This window comes from Streptomyces sp. CA-288835 (assembly GCF_050936385.1).
Lineage (GTDB): Bacteria > Actinomycetota > Actinomycetes > Streptomycetales > Streptomycetaceae > Streptomyces.
The window spans coordinates 1,037,550-1,056,011 of record NZ_JBNJMW010000001.1; the positions used below are offsets into that span (position 1 = coordinate 1,037,550).

An 18,462-nucleotide genomic window follows, 5' to 3' on the forward strand; every position below is an offset into this window, starting at 1 on the left:
TACACACGGCCAGATGAGGGCCGATCAGGGCCCGCCGCACAAGAAAGGCCGCACCCCCTCCGGCCAGGGGGCTGCCGGAGGGCTTCCTCGTACAGCTGAAGGGGCGGCGCAGGTCAGTGTTTTCCTGCCTCAGTCGGCGCAGGTTCGTCTCCGTTGCGTGGTCGGTGTGGAGCGAGATCCCCCCGCCCTGGGTGTTCGCCTCGCCCGTTCCCTGGGCATCCCCGTCCTGGCCGGCCATGGTGGCGACCGCGCCGTACTGGAGAAGCTTCACCTCCACCGGGCGCGGGCCCTGGCCGCCGTCGGCTCCGACGGCCTCGACAACATCGCCGTGGCCGGTAGACGGCCAGCACGTCCCCATCGAAGTCGTAGTGCCCGGCTCAGGCGACGGCCTCCGGGTGCAGGGGGCCGCCTTGCCCGGCGCGACGTGGCGACGGACCACGGTCTTGGTGCGGTCGTAGACGATCGTCGCGGGCACCCCTCTAATGTGCGGGTCTTGATGTCAAGCCACCGACCACGCTGAGGATGAGGCCCATCAGAACAAATGTGTCGAGGAGTCCGGCTGGGCCGATCTAGGGTCGGCGCCATGGTCTTCATGAAGCTCTTCGACTCCGAGCGCCGCGTCATCGAGGCTGCGGAACGGCTCGCTACTGCCCTTGGGAGCGATCCGAACCACACCGTGGCCGCAGCGGCGATGGACACGGCCGGCAGGATCCATGAGGCGGTCAACGTCTACCACTTCACCGGCGGACCGTGCGCCGAGCTCGTCGTACTCGGTGCCGCCGCAGCAGCGGGAGCCGGCCCGCTCGTCACCATCGCCGCCGCGGGAGATCGGGGTCGCGGTCTCATCCCGCCGTGCGGCCGCTGCCGCCAAGCGCTTCTCGACCTCCATCCCGACGTCTTCGTCGCCGTACCGACCGACGACGGGCCGACACTGCGCCCGATTCGAAAGCTTCTGCCGGACACCTACTTCTTCCCCGATGCGGATGCGCGTCGAATTGTTCGGTTCAACAAGCGCTACTACGACGACATCGCCGCCGCGCGGAAGACGTCCACCGTCCGCTATGACGATCCGATCGCACTGGGTCCCGCGATTTTTCTCTTCGAGGACGACGAGGTCCACCGCACGTTGAAGGGCACCATCACTGGCGTCGAACGCCACCGGCTCGATCGCCTCACCGCCGAACAAGCTCGGCTCGATGGATTCACAAGCATCGACGAGCTCAAGAAGGGCCTCCAGGGCCACTATCCCGACTTGCCCTCCGATGCCGAAGTCGAATTTGCGACGTTTACCGTCGAAGCGTCCGACGCCGTGAGTGATGCAGCGTGAAAAGCTCCACGCCCGATGGGATTGCAGTGCGGACGCCCTGCAATCCCGGGGCGTTAGAGCCCGCGTAAATAGGCGGCGTGGAAAGCCGAGTTCGTTGAGGACCGGGCGGTGGAGCTTGGCCCACACCCTGGCTTTCGACCACTCGGCGAACCGGCGGTGAGCCGTCGCACCGGAAGGTCCGAACGACGCGACGGGAAGCTGCTGCCACGTGCATCCGGAAGTCGCTGCGAACACGATCGCGGCCAGCGCATCCCGATCGCCATGCCGCCCTGTGGTTGCGAAGGCGCCTCGGGCACCACCCGCTGGAACAGTTCCCACAACTCATCCTGCCCCAGCCGCTGCACGACCGAAACCACGACCGACAGACCAGCGATCCACATGAGATGACGTCTAAGGCGTGCCCCCGGGCCGTCCTGTGCCGCCCGGCTATTCCGTGGTCTGCCGTGCTTCCGTGAGCAGGATGCGCAGGCGGCGGAGGACGTCCACCTGGGCGTCGTTGTAGAGGTCCTGGACGGCCTTGTCGACGGTCTTCTTGGCGAAGGCCTCGCCCTTAGGGGCGTCGGCGGGCAGGGTGCTCAAGCCGGGGTGCTGTCGCTGCAGCAACTGCACGAAGTGGACCAGGCGTTCGGCGACGTCGGCGCGGGTCTGTTCGTCGGCGTCGGGTGGCAGCTCCTCGAACGCCGCGCCGGCCGGATCGATGACGGGGTTCTCTATCAGGCCGGCGTAGGCCGCCGTGCCCTTCGGGCCGAGCACGGTGCTCATGACGGTGACGAACGAGCGATCCGTCTCGGATATCGGGGTTTCGGGCGCCGCCGCCGAGGCGAACTCCGGGGGTAGGTCGGTCGGCACCGACTTGCGCAGGATGAACCCGAGTTCCATCCTGGCCCGCTGCAACCGTTCGATGGTGGCGGCCAGTTCCGCGTCGAGCGTACGCAAAGCTTCCTCCGGGTGATCGTCGGCCGTGCCCATCTCCGCGATCTGGGCGAGGGGGAACCCCAGGTCGACAAGACGCTTGATGCGCAGCAGCCGGACGAGGTGGGCCACGGTGTACTGCTTGTAGCCGTTGGCCCGGCGCTCCGGCTCATCGAGCAGGCCGACCTCGTGGTAATGGCGTACGGCCCGCAGGCTGGTGCCCGCGAGCTCGGCGATCTCACGCGTGCTCCATGCCATTGCTTCGCACTCCCTTCGACTCCTGGCGGTTCGGCGCGGGCCGTTGCTCATGCCATTCGAAACCATGCCGTCGCGGCATGGTCAAGCGCCCCTCCATCCCTTCCCAACGGGCTTGACTGTGCCGCGACGGCGCAGTTTCTCCTGGCTCTCAGCGCACCGACGGCACGGATTCGCGACGACCCAGGAGACGCCATGACCGAGCACCACGGCACAGAAACGACCGGACCCACCTTCGCCCACCCGACACCACCCGCAGAGCCCGCCCAGCAGAGCCAGGCGCAGCAGAAGCTCCTCGACCAGCTCGGCGGTACGAAGGGGATGACGTACTCGGCCATCCCGATCGCGGCCTTCGTCGCCGCGAACGCCGCGCTCGGCCGGCTGCCGCTCGCGATCGGCATCGCGCTCGCCGTGGCGATGTTCGTGACCGTGTGGCGGATGGCGCGAGGGGAGCCGTTCACCGCGGCGGGCGGCGGTCTCTTCGGCGTCGCGGCCGCGGGCGGTGTCGCGGCATGGGTCGGCTCGGCGGGCGGGTTCTTTCTGATCGGGATCTGGGCGAGCTGCGCGGGCGCGGTGCTCACGGCCGTATCCCTGCTGGCCCGCAGGCCGCTGACCGGCCTGTTGTGGAACGCGCTGCACGGCAACCGGCACCCGTGGCGAAACGACCGTCCCAGCGTGCTGGCGCACGACGTCGCCACCGCCACCCTCGCCGTCCTGTTCGCGACCCGGTTCGGCGTGCAGCTGTGGCTGTACGAGAACGACTCCACGGGCTGGCTGGCCGTTGCCAAGGTCGGCATGGGCGCGCCCCTGCTCGCGCCGGCCCTGCTGGTCGTCTTGTGGGCGTTCCGCCGGTCGACCAAGCGGCTTGTCCAGCGGCCTTGACCGTACCGCGACGACCCGCTGCCACACCCATCTGACGACACGCTGCCACACCATCTCCGGAGGAGACCATGAAGAAGATCCCCCTGCCCACAACCACTGCACGGGCCACCGCCACCGCCACCGTCGCCGTCCTGGCGCTGGCCGGCGCCCACGTCGCTCCCGCCGGCGCGGCACCGTCCGCCGCCCCCGCGGCATCCGCCGCCGATGACGCGGTGACGCACAGCGACAACGAGCGTGTTCCCAAGGGCGCGGCGTGGACCCAGCACTACTTCCCGTCCTCGGACGGCTCCGGCACCGAGCTGCACGCCGACGTCCTGTTGCCGGAAGAGCTGCCCCGGGGCGAGAAGGTGCCCGTCATCCTCTCCGTCGGCGCCTACTTCGGGCACTCTGGAGAGCTCACGGACGAGAAGTGGAAGAAGACCGGCCCGTCCGCACGCTTCAAGGACCTCGCCGAGGGCGGCGACCTGTTCGAGCGGGGCTACGCCCTGGTGCAGGTGGACCTGCGCGGCTTCGGCGGGTCCAGCGGCTGCCTCGACTACATGGGCAAGGGTGAACAGGCCGACGTCAAGGCGGCGATCGACTGGGCGGCGAAACAGCCGTGGTCCACCGGCAAAGTGGGCATGTACGGCAAGTCGTACGACGCGACGACCGTCCTGGTCGGCAACAACCTGGACCAGGACGCGCTGAAGGCCGTCGTCGCCCAGGAACCCGTCTGGGACATGTACCGCCTGACCCGCTCCAGCCGGGTCCCGAAGCTCGGCGGCGCCCTCGCCCCCAACACCTACAACCAGATAGCGCAGTTGCCGCCGCTGCCCGACGACCAGGAGCGCTACCGGAAGAACAACCAGTACGAGCTGAAGCACCCGGAATGCGCCGCGTACAACACGGACAACAACCTCAAGCCCGACCCCGAGGATCCGTACTGGCGGCAGCGCGATCTGGCGAAGCAGGCCGAGGGCAGCGACACCCCGCTGTTCTTCACCCAGGGCTTCATCGAGTCGAACACCACGCCGGAGGCGATGCAGGAGTACCTCGCTGGCCACCAGGGCACCGAGCGCGGCTGGCTCGGCCAGTGGGACCACGTGCGCGGCAACGAACGCACCGAGGACGGGCGGCTGCAGATGGGTCGCGCGGGCTGGTTCAAGGAGGTGATGTCCTTCTACGACCAGCAGCTCAAGGGCATCGACCCCACGACCGACTACCCGGCCTACGCCATCCAGGACAGCACCGGAACCTGGCGCTCCCAGAGCACCTGGCCCCTCTCAGACCGGTCCGCCGACGTACCGCTGCGCGACGGGTTCTACGTGGACCGGGGCGAGCCCGGCGGCTCGGCGAGCTTCCTCACGTGGTCCGAGCCGATCGAGCACGCCGTCCGCGTCACCGGCACCCCAAGGATCCGGATGGAGACCGAGGGCATCGGCAACGTCATGGCCAAGCTGTACGACGTCGCACCGGACGGCTCCGCCGTCATGTTCGACCAGCAGGTCGCCGTCGCGGACGCCTCCGGGCAGGTGGCCGTGGACCTCAAGTCGACCGACTGGCAGCTCGCGGCGGGGCATTCCCTGGCCGTCGAGATCGGCACCGTCCAGGACGGCGCGTGGATCGACACCCCGACCGGTGACCGCATCAAGGTGACCAACGCACGCCTCAGCCTCTCCGTCGACGACCCTGCCGACGACCGGCCCACCGAGGGCAAGCGCTCGCCGTACCTCGACACCTACGTGAAGGCGTACACGACGAAGGAACTGGCCGCGCGGCCCCCGTCGTTCACGGTTCCCATGGCGCGTGACTGAACCGGGCGCAGGCGGCTTCCCACTGTGTTGCTCACTTCAGCCAGGCGTCGACGACCGACTTGTTCTGGGCCATCCATTCCTTGGCGGCTTCCTGCTCCTTCCCCTGGCCCTTCTCCTGGATGAGCAGTTCGAGGCTGCCCAGTTGGTCCGAGGTGAGTTTGAAGTTCTTGAGCCAGCCGGCGACTTCGGGGTGGTTGTCGGAGAAGCCCTTGGAGGCGACGATCTCGGCCGAGTCGGGCTTGCCGTAGGCGCCCTTGGGGTCCTTGAGGACCTTCAGCGGCAGTTTGGCGTACGCCCAGTGGGGTCGCCACAGCGTGACCACGATCGGCTTCTTCTTGTTGATCGCGGTCTGCAGTGCGGAGAGCATGGCGGAGGTGCTGCTCTCGGTGAGCTGGTAGTCGTTCTTGAGGCCGTACGCGGGTATGGCGCTCTCGCGCGTGAGCCGCATCAGGCCGGAGCCGGCCTCGATGCCGACGATCTGGCCGCCGAACTCCGAGGCGTGCGCCTTGAGGTCGGCGATCGTGTTGACGTCCTTGACGTAGGTGGGGACGGTCAGGTTGAGGTCGGCCGGTGCGTACCAGGCTCCGACTCTCTCCATCTTGGAGCCGAGCTTCTTCCAGTACGTCTCGTGGGTGGAGGGCAGCCAGGCGTCGAGGTAGAGGTCGACCTGTTTGTTGGCGACGCCGGTGTAGGTGCTGGCGACGTCCAGTTCCTGGACGTCGACCTGGTAGCCCTTGTCCTCGAGGATCTGCTTCCACAGGTAGGTGGCGGCGATGTCCTCGTCCCAGCCCGCGACGAGGGCGATCTTCACCGATTTCTTGTCGCCGCTGTCCCTTCCGGAGCCGGAGTCGACGGTCGCGGTGTCTCCGCTGCACGCGGTGGTGACCAGGGTGAGGGCGGCGGCGATACAGCCGACGAGGAGCGAGCGGCGGGGGTGGCGCGAGGTGCGGTTCATGAGCGATTTCCTGTTCTCAGGGGTGTTCTCAAGGGGGCCTTCACACCGAGACGGGAGCGGCGGCCGGCTCGGGGGCGGGGGTCGAGGGTGTCTCGTCGGCCGTCGGGGTGGGCCGGGTGCGGTTCTTGCGGGGTCGGCGTCGCCTCGGCGCGGCCAGGGCGCCGGTGGTGCGGTCGAGGAAGATGGCGAGGAAGACGACGGCGAGTCCGCCCTGGAAGCCGACGCCCACGTCGAGTTGGCTGATGCCGCGGACGACGACGGTGCCGAGGCCGGCGGCGCCGACCATGCCGGCGATGACGACCATGGACAGCGCCAGCATGATCACCTGGTTGACGCCGGCCATGATCGAGGGCAGGGCGAGCGGGAGTTGGACCTCGCGCAGGATCTGGCGGGGCTTGGCGCCGAAGGCGTGTGCGGCCTCGACGACCTCCTTGTCGACCTGTCGGATGCCCAGTTCGGTGAGGCGTACGGCGGGTGGGATGGCGAAGACGGTGGTGGCCACGACGCCGGGGACGAGGCCGATGCCGAAGAAGAAGACCGCGGGAATGAGGTAGACGAACACCGGCAGGGTCTGCATGAAGTCCAGCACCGGGCGGACAATCGCGCTGGCCAGCCGGCCCCGGGCGGCCCACACGCCGATCGGCACTCCGATGGCCACGGCGAGGACGGACGCGACGACGACCACGGCGAGGGACTGCATCGCCTCGGTCCACAGGCCCATGCCCTGGATGAGCAGGAAGGCGACGACGGTGAAGGCGGCGAAGCCCCACTTGTGGGCGAAGAAAGCGAGCACCGTGAACACGGCCGTGATGACGAGCGGGTGCGGTGCGGTCAGGGCGAAGAGGACGGCGTTGACCAGCTCCGTCATCACCGAGGAGACGGCGTCGAAGAAGCCGCCCAGATGCTCCGTGAGCCAGTCGACGGCGGTACTGACCGGGGTGCCGAGGTCGATGGTGAACAGGGTGTCGGCGGAGAGGCTAGACATGGGCCGCTTCTTTCGGTGTATCGCTCGAGTCCGTGGTGCGGGTGTCCGATAGCGCGGTCAGCAGGGCGGCACGGGGGACCACACCGCGCAGCTTTCCGTCGTCGTCGGTCACCGCGAGCGGCACGACATGCCGCCCCACCCGCTGGCACAGATCCACCAGCAGGGTGTCGGGGCCGGCCTGCTCGTAGTCGTCGGTCAGGCAGTCGTGCAGGGAGGTACGGCCCTCCTTCACCGCCTGGGCCAGCAGGCCGTCGTGGGCCACGCCGGCGATGCGCCCGCCCTTCAGCACGAAGACGCCGATCGCCTCGATGCGCGACAGGCGGCTCAGCACCTCGCGGGGGTCCTCGGTGATGTCGGCCGTCATCAGCGGCTCGCTCATGATGGTGCTCGCGGTCAGCACGCGGGAGCGGTCGACGTCGGAGACGAAGTCGCGGACGTAGTCGGACGACGGGGTGTGGAGGATGTCGGTCGCGGTGCCGAGTTGCACGACCCGCCCGTCCTTCATGACCATGATCCGGTCGCCCAGGCGCATCGCCTCGTTCAGATCGTGCGTGACGAAGACGATCGTGCGGCGCAGGTCGCGCTGCAGGGAGAGCAGCAGGTCCTGCATGTCCCGGCGGATCAGCGGGTCGAGCGCGCTGAACGGCTCGTCCATCAGCAGGATCTCGGCGTCCGTGGCGAGCGCGCGGGCGAGCCCCACGCGCTGGCGCTGGCCGCCGGACAGCTGATCGGGACGGGCGTCTCCCCGGTCGCCGAGGCCGACCGTCTTCAGCGCCCAGTCGGCGCGCTCCAGCCGCTCGGCCTTGTCGACTCCGCGGATGCGCATGCCGTAGGCGGCGTTCTCGCGGACGGTGCGGTGCGGGAACAGCGCGAAGTGCTGGAACACCATGTTGATCTTGCTGTTGCGCAGCTCCCGCAGCTCCGCGTCGCCCATGGCCGGCACATCGCGGCCGTCGATGCGCAAGGTGCCGGAGGTCGGCTCCACCAGCCGGTTCAGCATGCGGAGCAGGGTCGATTTGCCGGAACCCGACAGCCCCATGATCACGAAGAGTTCTCCGGGTGCCACGTCGAACGTCACGCCATCGACCGCGTGCACTCCGTCGGCCGGCGAACCGTAGACCTTTTTCAGACGGGATGCCTCAATCACCGTGCCCCACCTCCGGGGGATCCGCGCGGGGGCGGAAAGTGAGCCAGCCTTCGCGGCTGCTGTCTCGCTTTGCGAAACAGTTGTGTATTACGGTACGACGATGTCCCCGCACAGAGCAGCTCGTCAAGGCCCACGCAGGGAGGAAATGGCGAATTAACGCCGCGCCCTGATCACTGGCAGGTGCGCCGCACGGCCATGACAGCTGCGTGAAAACCGGCCGGACCGGACCCGCCGGAACGCCCCGGCCGCTCGGCTACCCTTCCGCCATGACCAGCAACGGGAGCCGCCCACGTGACCACTCGGTGCAGTCCGTCGACCGGGCGGTGTCGATCCTTCAGGTTCTGGCCAAGCAGGGCCCCAGTGGCGTGACCGAGATCGCCGAGGCGCTGGCCGTTCACAAGTCGACCGTGTTCCGGCTGCTGGCGACGCTGGAGTCACGGGGCATGGTGGAGCAGGACGCCGAGCGCGGGCGGTACCGCATCGGCTACACCGTGGTCGAACTCGCCACCGGGGCAGGCAAGGTGAACGACCTGTCCGTGCTGGGCCACCCCATCTGCCAGGAGCTGGCCGCGGCCGTGGGCGACACCGTGAACATCGCGATCCGCGACGGGGACGACGTGATCAGCATCGACCAGGCGATCGGCTCGTCGATCATGAGCATCGACTGGGTCGGCAAGCGCACCCCGATACACGCCACCTCGTCGGGCAAGCTCTTCATGGCGCACATGACCCCGGACGAGGTCGCGGAGATCTTCGCGAAGCAGCCGAAGCAGTACACCCCGCACACGATCGTCGACCCGGCACGCCTGGCGGCGGAGCTCGACACGGTCCGCGAGCGGGGATACGCCGTCACCAGCGAGGAACACGAGGTCGGACTGGCCGCCATCGCCGCCCCGATCCACTCCCTGAACGGCCAGGTCATCGCGGCCGTGACGCTGTCCGGGCCGACCTTCCGCATCAACGAGGACACCGTTCCCGGCCTCGCGGAACAGCTCATGGCAGCTGCCGCGAAGATCTCCTGGCGCCGCGGGTACGTGAAGCGCGGCTGAGCACGGCACCCGACCGACACGGGCCCGGCGAGGCCCGGCCGGAGCGGATCGAGCAGGACGAGGGCTCTTGACGGCTGGGGATATCCAGGCTCACCATCTGTCTCGTATAGCGATTGTGTATCGCATAGCGAAACAGCGATCTGCCGACCAGAGCTGATCCCTTCCGAAGGCGCGGCGCGATCAAGCGCGGCCGACGTCACCAGCCCAGAGCGTCCGGAGGAGTGGCCGTGCCCTCAACCACCGTGGATCCCCTGCTCCAGCCCTTCCAGCTACGGCACCTCACCCTGCGCAACCGCGTGGTCAGCACCTCCCACGAACCGGCGTTCGGCGAGGACGGCATGCCCAAGGACCGCTACCGCGCCTACCACGTCGAGAAGGCGCGGGGCGGGGTCGGCCTGACGATGATCGGCGGCTCGGCGGTGGTCTCCCCCGACAGCCCGCCCGCGTTCGGCAACCTGCTGCTGTACCGCGACGAGATCGTGCCGTGGCTGCGCCGGCTCGCCGACGACGTACACGAGGCCGGGGCCGCGGTCATGTGTCAGGTCACCCATCTCGGCCGCCGTACCAGCAATTACGCCGGCGACTGGCTCCCGGTGGTGTCCGCCTCGCCGCTGCGTGAACCCGCCCACCGCGCCTTCCCGAAGGCGGCGGAGGAGTGGGATCTGGACCGGATCGTCGCCGACTACGCCGCCGCGGCCGTCCGCTGCCAGGAGGGCGGACTCGACGGCATCGAGCTGGAGGCGTACGGCCACTTCCTGGACAGTTTCCTGTCCCCGTCCACCAATCACCGCGGCGACGAGTGGGGCGGCAGCCTGGCGAACCGTATGGCGTTCTCGCGGCGCGTGATCCGCGCCGTCCGCGAGGCCGTCGGACCGGACTTCGTCGTCGGCATCCGGATGTCGTTCGACGAGGCGCGCCCCGGCGGCCTCACGTCGGAGGAAGCGCTCACCGCCGCGGAGCAGTTCACCGCCGACGGCATCGACTTCATCAGCGCCATCCGCGGCTCCATCGAGAGCGACGCGTCCCTGGCCAAGACCATCCCGTCCATCGGCACCCCGCTCGGCCCGTACCTGGACTTCACCGGCGAGATGAAACGCCGGCTCGCCATCCCGGTGATGCACGCGGCCCGCATCGCCGACATCGCCACCGCGAGGCATGCGGTGCGCGAAGGACTCCTTGATCTGGTCGGCATGACCCGTGCCCAGATCGCCGACCCCTATCTGGTCGCCAAGATCAAGGCAGGCCAGGAGGACCGCATCCGCCCCTGCGTCGGGGCGAGTTACTGCCTGGACGCCATCTACGACTCCGGCGACACCAAGTGCATCCACAACCCGGCCGCCGGCCGCGAACTCCAGCTGCCCCACGTCATCTCGCCCACCATCGGCCGCCGCAAGAAGGCGGTGGTCGTCGGTGCCGGGCCCGCCGGTCTCGAAGCCGCCCGGGTGCTGGCCGAACGCGGCCATGACGTCGTCCTGTTCGAGGCGAGCGACCAGCCCGGCGGGCAAATCAGACTCGCCGCGTCCAACCCCCGCCGCCACGATCTGATCCAGATCGTCGACTGGCGCCTGATCGAGTGCAAGCATCTCGGCGTCGACCTCCGGCTCGGTACGTACGCCGAGGCCGACGAAGTCCTCGCCGAACACCCCGACCTCGTGATCGTCGCCACCGGCGGCATGCCCAACCGCAGCTTCCTCACCAAGGGCGAAGGCCTGGTCTCCGACACCTGGGACGTGCTGACGGGCTCGCTGCGCAATCCGCGCGGAGAGATCCTGGTCTACGACGACCACGGCGGCTACCCGGCCATGGACGCCGTGGAGGTCCTCACAAAATCCGGCGCCTGGATCGAGTACGTCACCCCGGAGCGCACCCTCGCCCCCGACGTCGGCAGCATGAACTCCCCCGCCTACCTACGGGCCTTCACCGCGCACGACGTCGTCACCACGCTCGCCCAGCGGCTACGCGCCGTACGCCGCACCGCAGACGGACGGCTCGCCGCGACCCTCTACAGCGAGTACACCGAGGCCGAGACCGAGCGGATCGTCGACCAAGTCGTCGTAGAACACGGGACGTTGCCGAACGACGAGCTGTACGTCGATCTCCTCCCCGGCTCGACCAACCTCGGCGAAGTCGACCTCCGCGCCCTGCTGGCGCACCGCGAACAGACGGTGATTCGCAACGAGCAAGGCCGCTACCAGCTGTTCCGCATCGGCGACGCCGTCACCTCCCGCAACATCCACGCCGCGATCTACGACGCACTTCGGCTGTGCCTGCCGATCTGAGCGCCGAACGCCACTTCAACTCCTGAGATTCACCGGAGACTTGCGATGAACCATGCGACACCCGACGCCGAAGTGCGCGACCTCGTCGCCCGGCGTCCCGTCGGACACAGCCTGGAGGCCCCGTTCTACGTCAGCGAGGAGTTCTTCGGCCTCGACATCGATGCGATCTTCGCCCGGCACTGGCTGTTCGTCGCCGCCGAGGCGGAGGTCCCCGAGCCCGGCGACTATGTGACGGTCACCATCGGGCCGTACTCGGTCATCGTCGTGCGCGACGACGACGAGGACGTACGGGCCTTCCACAACGTCTGCCGCCACCGCGGCGCCCGCATCCTGAACGAGGACCGCGGCTCGGTCGGCAACATCGTCTGCGGATACCACCACTGGACGTACGGCGTGGACGGCAAGCTGCTGCACGCCGAGTCCCAGGCACCCGGCTTCGACCCGTCCTGCTTCGGGCTGCGAACCGTCCACGTGCGCACCCTGGCCGGACTGGTCTACATCTGCCTGGCCGCCGAACCCCCCGCCGACTTCGACGAGATCGCCGCCCGCGTCGAGCCGTACCTCGCACCGCACAACCTGGCCAAGGCGAAGGTCGCCACGCAGACCGACCTGATCGAGAACGCCAACTGGAAGCTGACCCTGGAGAACAACCGGGAGTGCTACCACTGCACCGGCCACCCCGAGCTCCAGGCCTGCTACTTCCCCATCTACGGCTACCAGGAGCAGGACATCCCGGCGGTACTGCGCCCGACGTACGAGCGCTTCCAGCGGGCCGACGCCGAAGCGCGCACGACCTACGAGTCACTCGGCCTGCCCTACGCCACGATCGAGGAACTGGACACCCGCCCCACCGGGTTCCGCATCCAGCGCGAACCCCTCGACGGGGCCGGCGAGTCCTACACGCTCGACGGCACAACTGCCTGCAAGCGCCTGCTGGCCGGCTTCCCCACCGCCCGCCTGGGCCGACTGTCCTTCCACACCCAGCCGAACGCCTGGTTCCACCTCATGGCCGACCACGCCATCACGTTCTCTTCGATCCCCCTCGGCCCCGACCGCACCCTCGTGCGCACCACCTGGCTCGTGCACGCCGACGCCGTCGAAGGGGTCGACTACGACCTCGGCACGCTCACCAAGGTGTGGAAGGCCACGAACGACCAGGACGCCGTCTTCGTCGAGCGCGCCCAGCGGGGCGTGAGCAGCCCGGCCTATGTACCGGGCCCGTACGCCCCGGCGGAGGAGCAGGTCGAGGCGTTCGTCAACTGGTACGTGACCCGGCTCAAGGCACACCTGTCACACCTGGAGCGGCAGCGATGACCGAGAGCGAAGAACTGCTGGTGTGCCGTCAGGTCCACCCGCTCACCCACGACGTCACCACCTTCGTGTTCGAGTACGCCGAACCCCGGCTGTTCCGGCACGACCCGGGCCAGTTCGTGACACTGACCGTGGACATCGACGGCCGGCCGGTCCAGCGTTGCTACACCATCTCCTCCCCGCCCACCCGCCCCTTCCTGCTCACGATCACGGTGAAGCGCGTACCGGGCGGACTCGTGTCGAACTGGCTGCACGACCACCTCGAGCCAGGCGACACCGTGCGCGCGCACGGCCCGCTCGGCGACTTCTCGACGGCCCGCCATCCGGCGTCGAAGTACCTCTTCCTGTCCGGGGGCGTGGGCGTGACCCCGTCGATGGCCATGACCAGGACGCTGTACGACCTGGCCGATCCGGCCGACGTGGTGTTCGTGCACAGCGCCCGGACCCCGGCGGACATCGTCTTCCGCCACGAACTCGACCTCATCGCCGCGACCGCGCCCAACATCCGCGTGGTCCACGTCTGCGAGGAGGATCGGCCGTACGCGCCCTGGGGCGGATACCGCGGCCGGCTGACGCTCGAAACGCTGCGCCAGGTCGCCCCCGACTTCCTCGACCGCGAGGTCTTCACCTGCGGCCCCACCGGCTACATGGCCGCCGTCCGCGCCATGCTCGCGGACGCGGGCCTGGACATGGACCACTACCACGAGGAGAGCTTCACCTTCGAGACACAGGCCGCCGCGGCCACCGCCCCGCCCGCCGCCGGAACCTCCGCCGGTTTCAAGGTCGAGTTCACCCGCAGCGGCCGCACGATCGAATGCGACCCCGACACGGCACTCCTCGCCGCCGCGTCCCGAGCCGGCCTCAGCCTGCCGGCCTCCTGCGCCCAGGGCATGTGCGGCACCTGCAAGGCGACCCTGCTCTCCGGCTCCGTCGACATGCGGCACAACGGAGGCATCCGCCCGCGCGAGATCGCCCAGAACAAGGTCCTTCTCTGCTGCTCGAAGCCGTTGGAGGACCTTGTGATCGAGGCATGATGCCGGGTGCTGCTGATACAGATGCAGGGATACGTCGCCGTGGCGGCCGCCGAGGCGCAAGGTAATGACCTGATCGGCGAGGTCTCTGAAGGTGCGATGCGTCAGCGCACGCCTGCCGCGTCGAGCAGGGTGGTCACCGTGGGCGCAACGAGCCCGGTCAGGTTGTCGGCCTGGATACCCGCGCGGGCGCTGGCGCCGTCGAAGACCATGCTGAGCTGCCGGGCCAGCAGGTCGGGATCGCTCGCCCCGCCCTGCTCGGCCTCAGTGCGGAAGAAGGCGGTCAGGTTCGCCTTGACCTGATGGGCGACCTGGCTCGCGGGGTGACTCTGGTTCTTGAGTTCGATCTGCACGGCCAGGTATCGGCAGCCTCGGAACTCGGGTGCCCCTGCCTGCGATTCCACCTGCCCGAAGACGTGCAGGATCCGCTCGCGGGGCGACCGGCCGTCGTCCGCCGCGGGCAGAAGAGTTGCCACGTAGGCGGAGGCGCGCTCCTTCAGGCTTACGGCCAGGAGTTCGTCCTTGCTCTCGAACAGCTGGTACATGGAGCGCTTGGACACCCCCGCCGCCTTGCACAGCGCCTCGACGCCGATGCTGACGCCGTCTCGGTAGGTGAGCGTGGCCGCCGCCTCCAGCAGCCGCTCCCTGGGGCTCAGTTTCACTTCGGTGGTCATATCGCGAGGTTAACCCGAAGCAGAGAAAAAGCAAACCGATCGGTTTCCCACGGTTCCGGGCAGAGGCCCGGCGACGCCTGGGGAAGCTCGCGTAGGTGTGTCGGAGCGCGTGGAGCATGTCCCGCCGGGAGTGCCCGCAGGCGGGTTGACGCCGGGTGCGGCCGCCCGACTGTGCAGGTCGACGAGGCGTCATCCTCACGGCCGGTCCAGGGGCGAGCCCGGATGGTGTCGCTCCTCGCTGGGGCCGCCGGGTTCGGCCGCCGTGCGGGGGTGGTCCGGGGTTCGCTCCACAGTGGTCGTGGTGTCGGGGGGTGCGGGCTGTCGGCGCTTTTTGCGGAGGCTGAGGAGGGGCACGGCGACCGCGAAGACGACCACCAAGGCGAGCAGCGTGGCGGAGACGGGGCGGCCCAGGAAGCCGGTCACGTCGCCGTCGAACATCCGCATCGAGCGCCGGAAGTCCGTCTCCAGCAGGTTGCCGAGCACAAAGGCAAGGACGAGCGGGCCGGGTGGCAAGCCGACCTTCTTCATCAGGTAGCCGGCGACGCCGAGCACGACCACGGCGAGCATGTCGAAGATGCTGGAGCGGATCGTGTAGACGCCGATCATGGTGATGAGCACGGTCAGCGGCGCCAGGACGCTGGCCCGGACGCGCAGCACGCGGACGAACAGCCCGATCAGCGGCATGCTGAGGATGATCAGGAACAGGTTCCCGATCCCCTCCCCTCCCGACCGCCGACCGCCGCCGCCGGTCGGCCCGGCCAAGCCGAGCCGATGTACATGGAGTCGTTGGCTTCCTCCCTCTCGTGATCGAGGGGATTCCTACGGCTCGCGCCGTGGGGTTTCCTGCTTCGTCGCCGACTGCCCGCCCGGAGTTCTCCGTTGAGGTCTTACACCGGCTCCACAGACAGACACCGCCAGCCCGGCGGCCAGAAGGTTCTTCGCCGCGTTCACGTCCCGGTCATGGGCCGTGCCGCAACTGCTGCACGTCCAGGTACGGACATGCAGCGGCATCGCCTCAGCGAGGCTGCCGCAGGCGGAGCACAGCTTGGAGGAGGGAAAGAAGCGGTCCACCGCGACCACTTGCCGCCCGTACCAGTCGGCCTTGTACTCCAGCATGCTGCGGAACTGGGACCACGCGGCATCCGAGATGGCGCGGGCCAGGCTCCGGTTTTTGACCATGTTGCGTACGGTCAGGTCCTCGATCACGAGCGTTTGGTTTTCACGCACGAGTCGAGTGGTCAGCTTGTGCAGCACATCCCGCCTGCGATCGGCGATCCGGGCATGGATCTTGGCGACCTTCTGACGGGCCTTGCGCCGGTTGGCGCCCTCGCCCTTGGCCTTGCGGGACAGCTCCCGCTGGGCCTTGGCCAGGCGCTCGCGGTCGCGGCGCTCATGCCGGGGGTTGGCGATCTTCTCCCCGGTGGAGAGGGTCAGCAGGTGGTCCAGGCCGACGTCGATACCCACTGCCGTATCGGCAGCCGCGAGCGGCTTCACGTACCGGTCCTCGCACAGCAGCGAGACATACCAGCGTCCGGCGCTGTCCTGGCTGACGGTCACCGTGGTCGGCACGGCTCCGTCGGGCAGGGGACGGGACCAGACGATGTCCAGCGGGTCGGCCATCTTCGCCAGTGTCAGCCGGCCGTCGCGGAACCGGAAGGCGGAGGAGGTGTACTCCGCGCTCGCCCGGGAGGTCTTCTTCGCCTTGAAGCGCGGGTACTGGGCGCGTTTGGCGAAGAAGTTCGCGAAGGCGCTCTGCAGGTGCCGCAAGGCCTGCTGCAGCGGGACGGAGGAGACCTCGTTGAGGTAGGCCAGTTCCTCGGTCTTCTTCCATGCCGTCAGCAGGGCCGAGGTCTGGTTGTAGTTGACCCTATTCCTGCCTGGCCCAGGCCTCGGTACGGGCGGCGAGGGCCATGTTGTAGACCTTGCGCACGCATCCGAAGGTGCGCGACAGCTCGGCTGCCTGCGCATCGGTCGGATAGAAGCGGTACTTGAAGGCCCGCTTCACGCCAGTGGCCATGGCTCAAAAACTAGCACACCAACTTGTGACCATGTGCGGGTAGTTGGCGATGGACGCCGGTCCGCCCAGGAGGCGAATCGGCTTTCCCCGCCCTACTCCGCAGGGGTCCGTTTCCTCCCCCGCCTGAAGGCGGGGGTATCCACGGAGGAATCCAGATGACGTAGGGCGTCCGCCCGACGGGACAGCCGCTGCCCGAACCGTTGACCAGGCCGGCTGTGACGACCGTGTCCGTGCCGTCACCGCACTTGGCCAGTTTCGGGCAGCGCTGGGACTGAGGCAGAGGACCAGCGGCCCGCTGCCGGCCTCAAGGATCGGAACCTCCAGCCCGCCTGCCCGAACCGTCCGATGACGGACGCGGTCAACTGCCGGGACCCACTGGTCAGCTTGTCCTCACCAGACGGCGGTCGCTGTGCCACCTGGGGCATGAGTTCAGCCTCCAAGCCGCCTTCGCGGCGTCGCAAGCCTGCGAGCCCGGGTCGGGGGTGCAGCGGCCCGGGCGTACGTCATCGGCACGTCGGCCTGTCGGAGTGGAAGCACTCCCCTGCCGGAATGCCCGATCGCCCGCTCCTGACCATGTTGGACGGGCCGTGGGCGGCGCCGATCGCGTCCGTCTACAACTTGCCCGTCCTGAAATCCGCGCTGCTCTTGAGGACCGCGGAGTCCATGCTCCAGTTCTCCGGCTGGACCCTCTCCCAGAGACTTCCCTTGCCGAGTTCCCTTCCCAGCTGGTCTTCGCGACGGAACCACTCCTCAGCGCTTCGGATCCTGTTGGGGTGGATTTCGTCGAGCAGGGCGTAGTCCCTGGTGATGATTCCGTGCTTCCACACGTTCCAGAAGCCCGTGAAATTGTCGCGGAAGCTCATGGTGCTCTTGTCGTTGGGATCGGCGTTGTATCCGGCAGGGTGATCAGCGATCCCCTTCAGGTCCGGACTGTTCCAATAGGTGTCCAGATCGGTGTCGATGTACTGGGCCGGGTGCCCGGTGACCTTCTCGAATGCCGCGGCCATATCGGTGTAGGTCATGTGCTCGATGGCGACTTCGAGGTCCATGCCATTGGCCCGTTCCGGGTGGTCGAAGAGCCAGCGGACATAGAATCCGCAGTCTTCGAGAGCGACATGCGGAACGGCTCCCTCGCCAAGCGGAACTCGCCAGGTGACGACGCCGTCCTCGATGCTGGGTTGCATGGGCGTGAGCGGCGAGATCACCATCTCGATGTAGGGACCCGAGGTGAAGACCGCTGCTCCCATGCGGTCCCTGTTCTTTTCGTTCTGGAACAGTACCCATTCGGCCATGCGGCCCTTGCCGTCATAGTGGCCGGTGCGGAACCTGGAGTCGTAGCCTGACTTCTTGAGGGCGTAGTCGAGGTTTCCGTAGACGAAGAACTTGATTCCTTCTTCGATCGCTATTTCGTACGTGCGGATGGCCCAGTAGGTCTCGGCCTTCTCGCCGGTGTTGAACCCGTCGATGTTGATGAACGCCCCGTCACAGCCGCGAAATCCTTCACGCAGCACGTCCTCGTCGGCGAATGACCCCTCGAGGATGGAGACGTTGCCGAGCGCGAGGAGAGCCTGGGCCCGGGGGGAGGTGGCATCCCGGGTGAGGACCCGGACGGAGTACTTCTTGTCGGCGACAAGAGCGCGGACGATGGGCATCCCCTGGGCCCCTGTACCGCCGATGACGAAGATGGTGGAGGTGGCATGAGAAGACATGGTTTTTCACTCCGGACGTTAAGTACGTACGCGATCAGCACGCGCCGGGCGCGGCGCATTCGGGACTGCTCCCTGCCTCGGCTTGGCGATCAACAGCACCGACCGACTGACGCTACGACGATGCTCGTGGGCCATA

15 protein-coding genes and 2 pseudogenes are annotated in these 18,462 nt (G+C 68.2%); 8 read left to right on the plus strand and 9 right to left on the minus strand.

Annotation, left to right across the window (positions count from 1 at the left end; all coding sequences use genetic code 11):
* Nucleotides 1–13: 13 nt before the first annotated feature.
* Nucleotides 14–520 carry an NAD-binding protein gene (locus ACQEVY_RS04890; RefSeq protein WP_432945164.1) on the plus strand — a complete coding sequence of 169 codons (507 nt, stop codon included), beginning with the start codon at nt 14–16 and terminating at the stop codon, nt 518–520.
* A 63-nt stretch (nt 521–583) separates the two neighbouring features.
* Nucleotides 584–1,327: an ASCH domain-containing protein gene (locus ACQEVY_RS04895; protein ID WP_432945166.1), complete on the plus strand. Its 744-nt coding sequence runs from the start codon at nt 584–586 to the stop codon at nt 1,325–1,327.
* Between the two features lie 84 nt (nt 1,328–1,411).
* Here the strand turns inward: ACQEVY_RS04895 and ACQEVY_RS04900 are convergent.
* Together ACQEVY_RS04900 and ACQEVY_RS04905 are read right to left on the minus strand one after the other, a co-directional pair.
* Nucleotides 1,412–1,707 (minus strand): annotated as a pseudogene (locus tag ACQEVY_RS04900) (transposase); the annotation flags it as partial.
* A gap of 46 nt (nt 1,708–1,753) precedes the next feature.
* The gene (locus tag ACQEVY_RS04905; RefSeq protein WP_432945168.1) at nt 1,754–2,497 is read right to left on the minus strand and encodes a MerR family transcriptional regulator; all 744 of its coding nucleotides are present in this window, start codon (nt 2,495–2,497) and stop codon (nt 1,754–1,756) included.
* 192 nt (nt 2,498–2,689) lie between these two features.
* Between ACQEVY_RS04905 and ACQEVY_RS04910 the strand changes: the two genes are divergently transcribed.
* Entirely contained in the window at nt 2,690–3,376 is a 687-nt protein-coding gene (locus tag ACQEVY_RS04910) for a DUF3159 domain-containing protein (RefSeq protein ID WP_432945170.1), read from the plus strand.
* Between the two features lie 68 nt (nt 3,377–3,444).
* Nucleotides 3,445–5,169, plus strand: a complete 1,725-nt coding sequence (locus ACQEVY_RS04915; protein WP_432945172.1) for a CocE/NonD family hydrolase — start codon at nt 3,445–3,447, stop codon at nt 5,167–5,169.
* Nucleotides 5,170–5,200: 31 nt separating this feature from the next.
* Here ACQEVY_RS04915 and ACQEVY_RS04920 read toward each other — a convergent pair whose 3' ends face one another.
* From ACQEVY_RS04920 to ACQEVY_RS04930, 3 genes are read right to left on the minus strand one after another with little or no spacing between them, the layout of a single operon-like run.
* Nucleotides 5,201–6,124 (minus strand): glycine betaine ABC transporter substrate-binding protein, encoded by a 924-nt coding sequence (locus ACQEVY_RS04920; protein ID WP_432945175.1) that lies wholly within the window; start codon nt 6,122–6,124, stop codon nt 5,201–5,203.
* Nucleotides 6,125–6,164: 40 nt separating this feature from the next.
* The gene (locus ACQEVY_RS04925) at nt 6,165–7,109 is read right to left on the minus strand and encodes an ABC transporter permease (protein ID WP_432945177.1); all 945 of its coding nucleotides are present in this window, start codon (nt 7,107–7,109) and stop codon (nt 6,165–6,167) included.
* Nucleotides 7,102–8,256: a quaternary amine ABC transporter ATP-binding protein gene (locus ACQEVY_RS04930; RefSeq protein WP_432945179.1), complete on the minus strand. Its 1,155-nt coding sequence runs from the start codon at nt 8,254–8,256 to the stop codon at nt 7,102–7,104. Before ACQEVY_RS04930 ends, ACQEVY_RS04925 begins: the two co-directional genes overlap by 8 nt.
* Before the next feature lie 266 nt (nt 8,257–8,522).
* Here ACQEVY_RS04930 and ACQEVY_RS04935 point away from each other — a divergent pair, with 266 nt between their 5' ends.
* The 4 genes from ACQEVY_RS04935 (at nt 8,523) to ACQEVY_RS04950 (ending at nt 13,929) form a co-directional block, all read left to right on the plus strand.
* A complete protein-coding gene (locus ACQEVY_RS04935; RefSeq protein WP_432945182.1) occupies nt 8,523–9,305 on the plus strand; it encodes an IclR family transcriptional regulator in 783 nt (260 codons plus the stop codon).
* A gap of 227 nt (nt 9,306–9,532) precedes the next feature.
* A complete protein-coding gene (locus ACQEVY_RS04940; RefSeq protein WP_432945184.1) occupies nt 9,533–11,584 on the plus strand; it encodes an FAD-dependent oxidoreductase in 2,052 nt (683 codons plus the stop codon).
* A gap of 45 nt (nt 11,585–11,629) precedes the next feature.
* Nucleotides 11,630–12,898 carry an aromatic ring-hydroxylating oxygenase subunit alpha gene (locus ACQEVY_RS04945; protein WP_432945186.1) on the plus strand — a complete coding sequence of 423 codons (1,269 nt, stop codon included), beginning with the start codon at nt 11,630–11,632 and terminating at the stop codon, nt 12,896–12,898.
* Complete coding sequence (locus ACQEVY_RS04950) at nt 12,895–13,929, plus strand: 2Fe-2S iron-sulfur cluster-binding protein (protein WP_432945188.1); 1,035 nt, start codon at nt 12,895–12,897, stop codon at nt 13,927–13,929. Before ACQEVY_RS04945 ends, ACQEVY_RS04950 begins: the two co-directional genes overlap by 4 nt.
* Before the next feature lie 101 nt (nt 13,930–14,030).
* Here the strand turns inward: ACQEVY_RS04950 and ACQEVY_RS04955 are convergent, their stop codons facing one another.
* The 4 genes and pseudogenes from ACQEVY_RS04955 to ACQEVY_RS04970 form a co-directional block, all read right to left on the minus strand.
* A complete protein-coding gene (locus tag ACQEVY_RS04955; RefSeq protein ID WP_432945191.1) occupies nt 14,031–14,600 on the minus strand; it encodes a TetR/AcrR family transcriptional regulator in 570 nt (189 codons plus the stop codon).
* A 195-nt stretch (nt 14,601–14,795) separates the two neighbouring features.
* Nucleotides 14,796–15,362, minus strand: a complete 567-nt coding sequence (locus ACQEVY_RS04960) for a tripartite tricarboxylate transporter permease (protein ID WP_432945193.1) — start codon at nt 15,360–15,362, stop codon at nt 14,796–14,798.
* A 57-nt stretch (nt 15,363–15,419) separates the two neighbouring features.
* Nucleotides 15,420–16,617 (minus strand): annotated as a pseudogene (locus tag ACQEVY_RS04965) (RNA-guided endonuclease InsQ/TnpB family protein).
* Between the two features lie 611 nt (nt 16,618–17,228).
* Nucleotides 17,229–18,326, minus strand: a complete 1,098-nt coding sequence (locus ACQEVY_RS04970) for an NmrA family NAD(P)-binding protein (protein WP_432945195.1) — start codon at nt 18,324–18,326, stop codon at nt 17,229–17,231.
* Nucleotides 18,327–18,462: the final 136 nt, after the last annotated feature.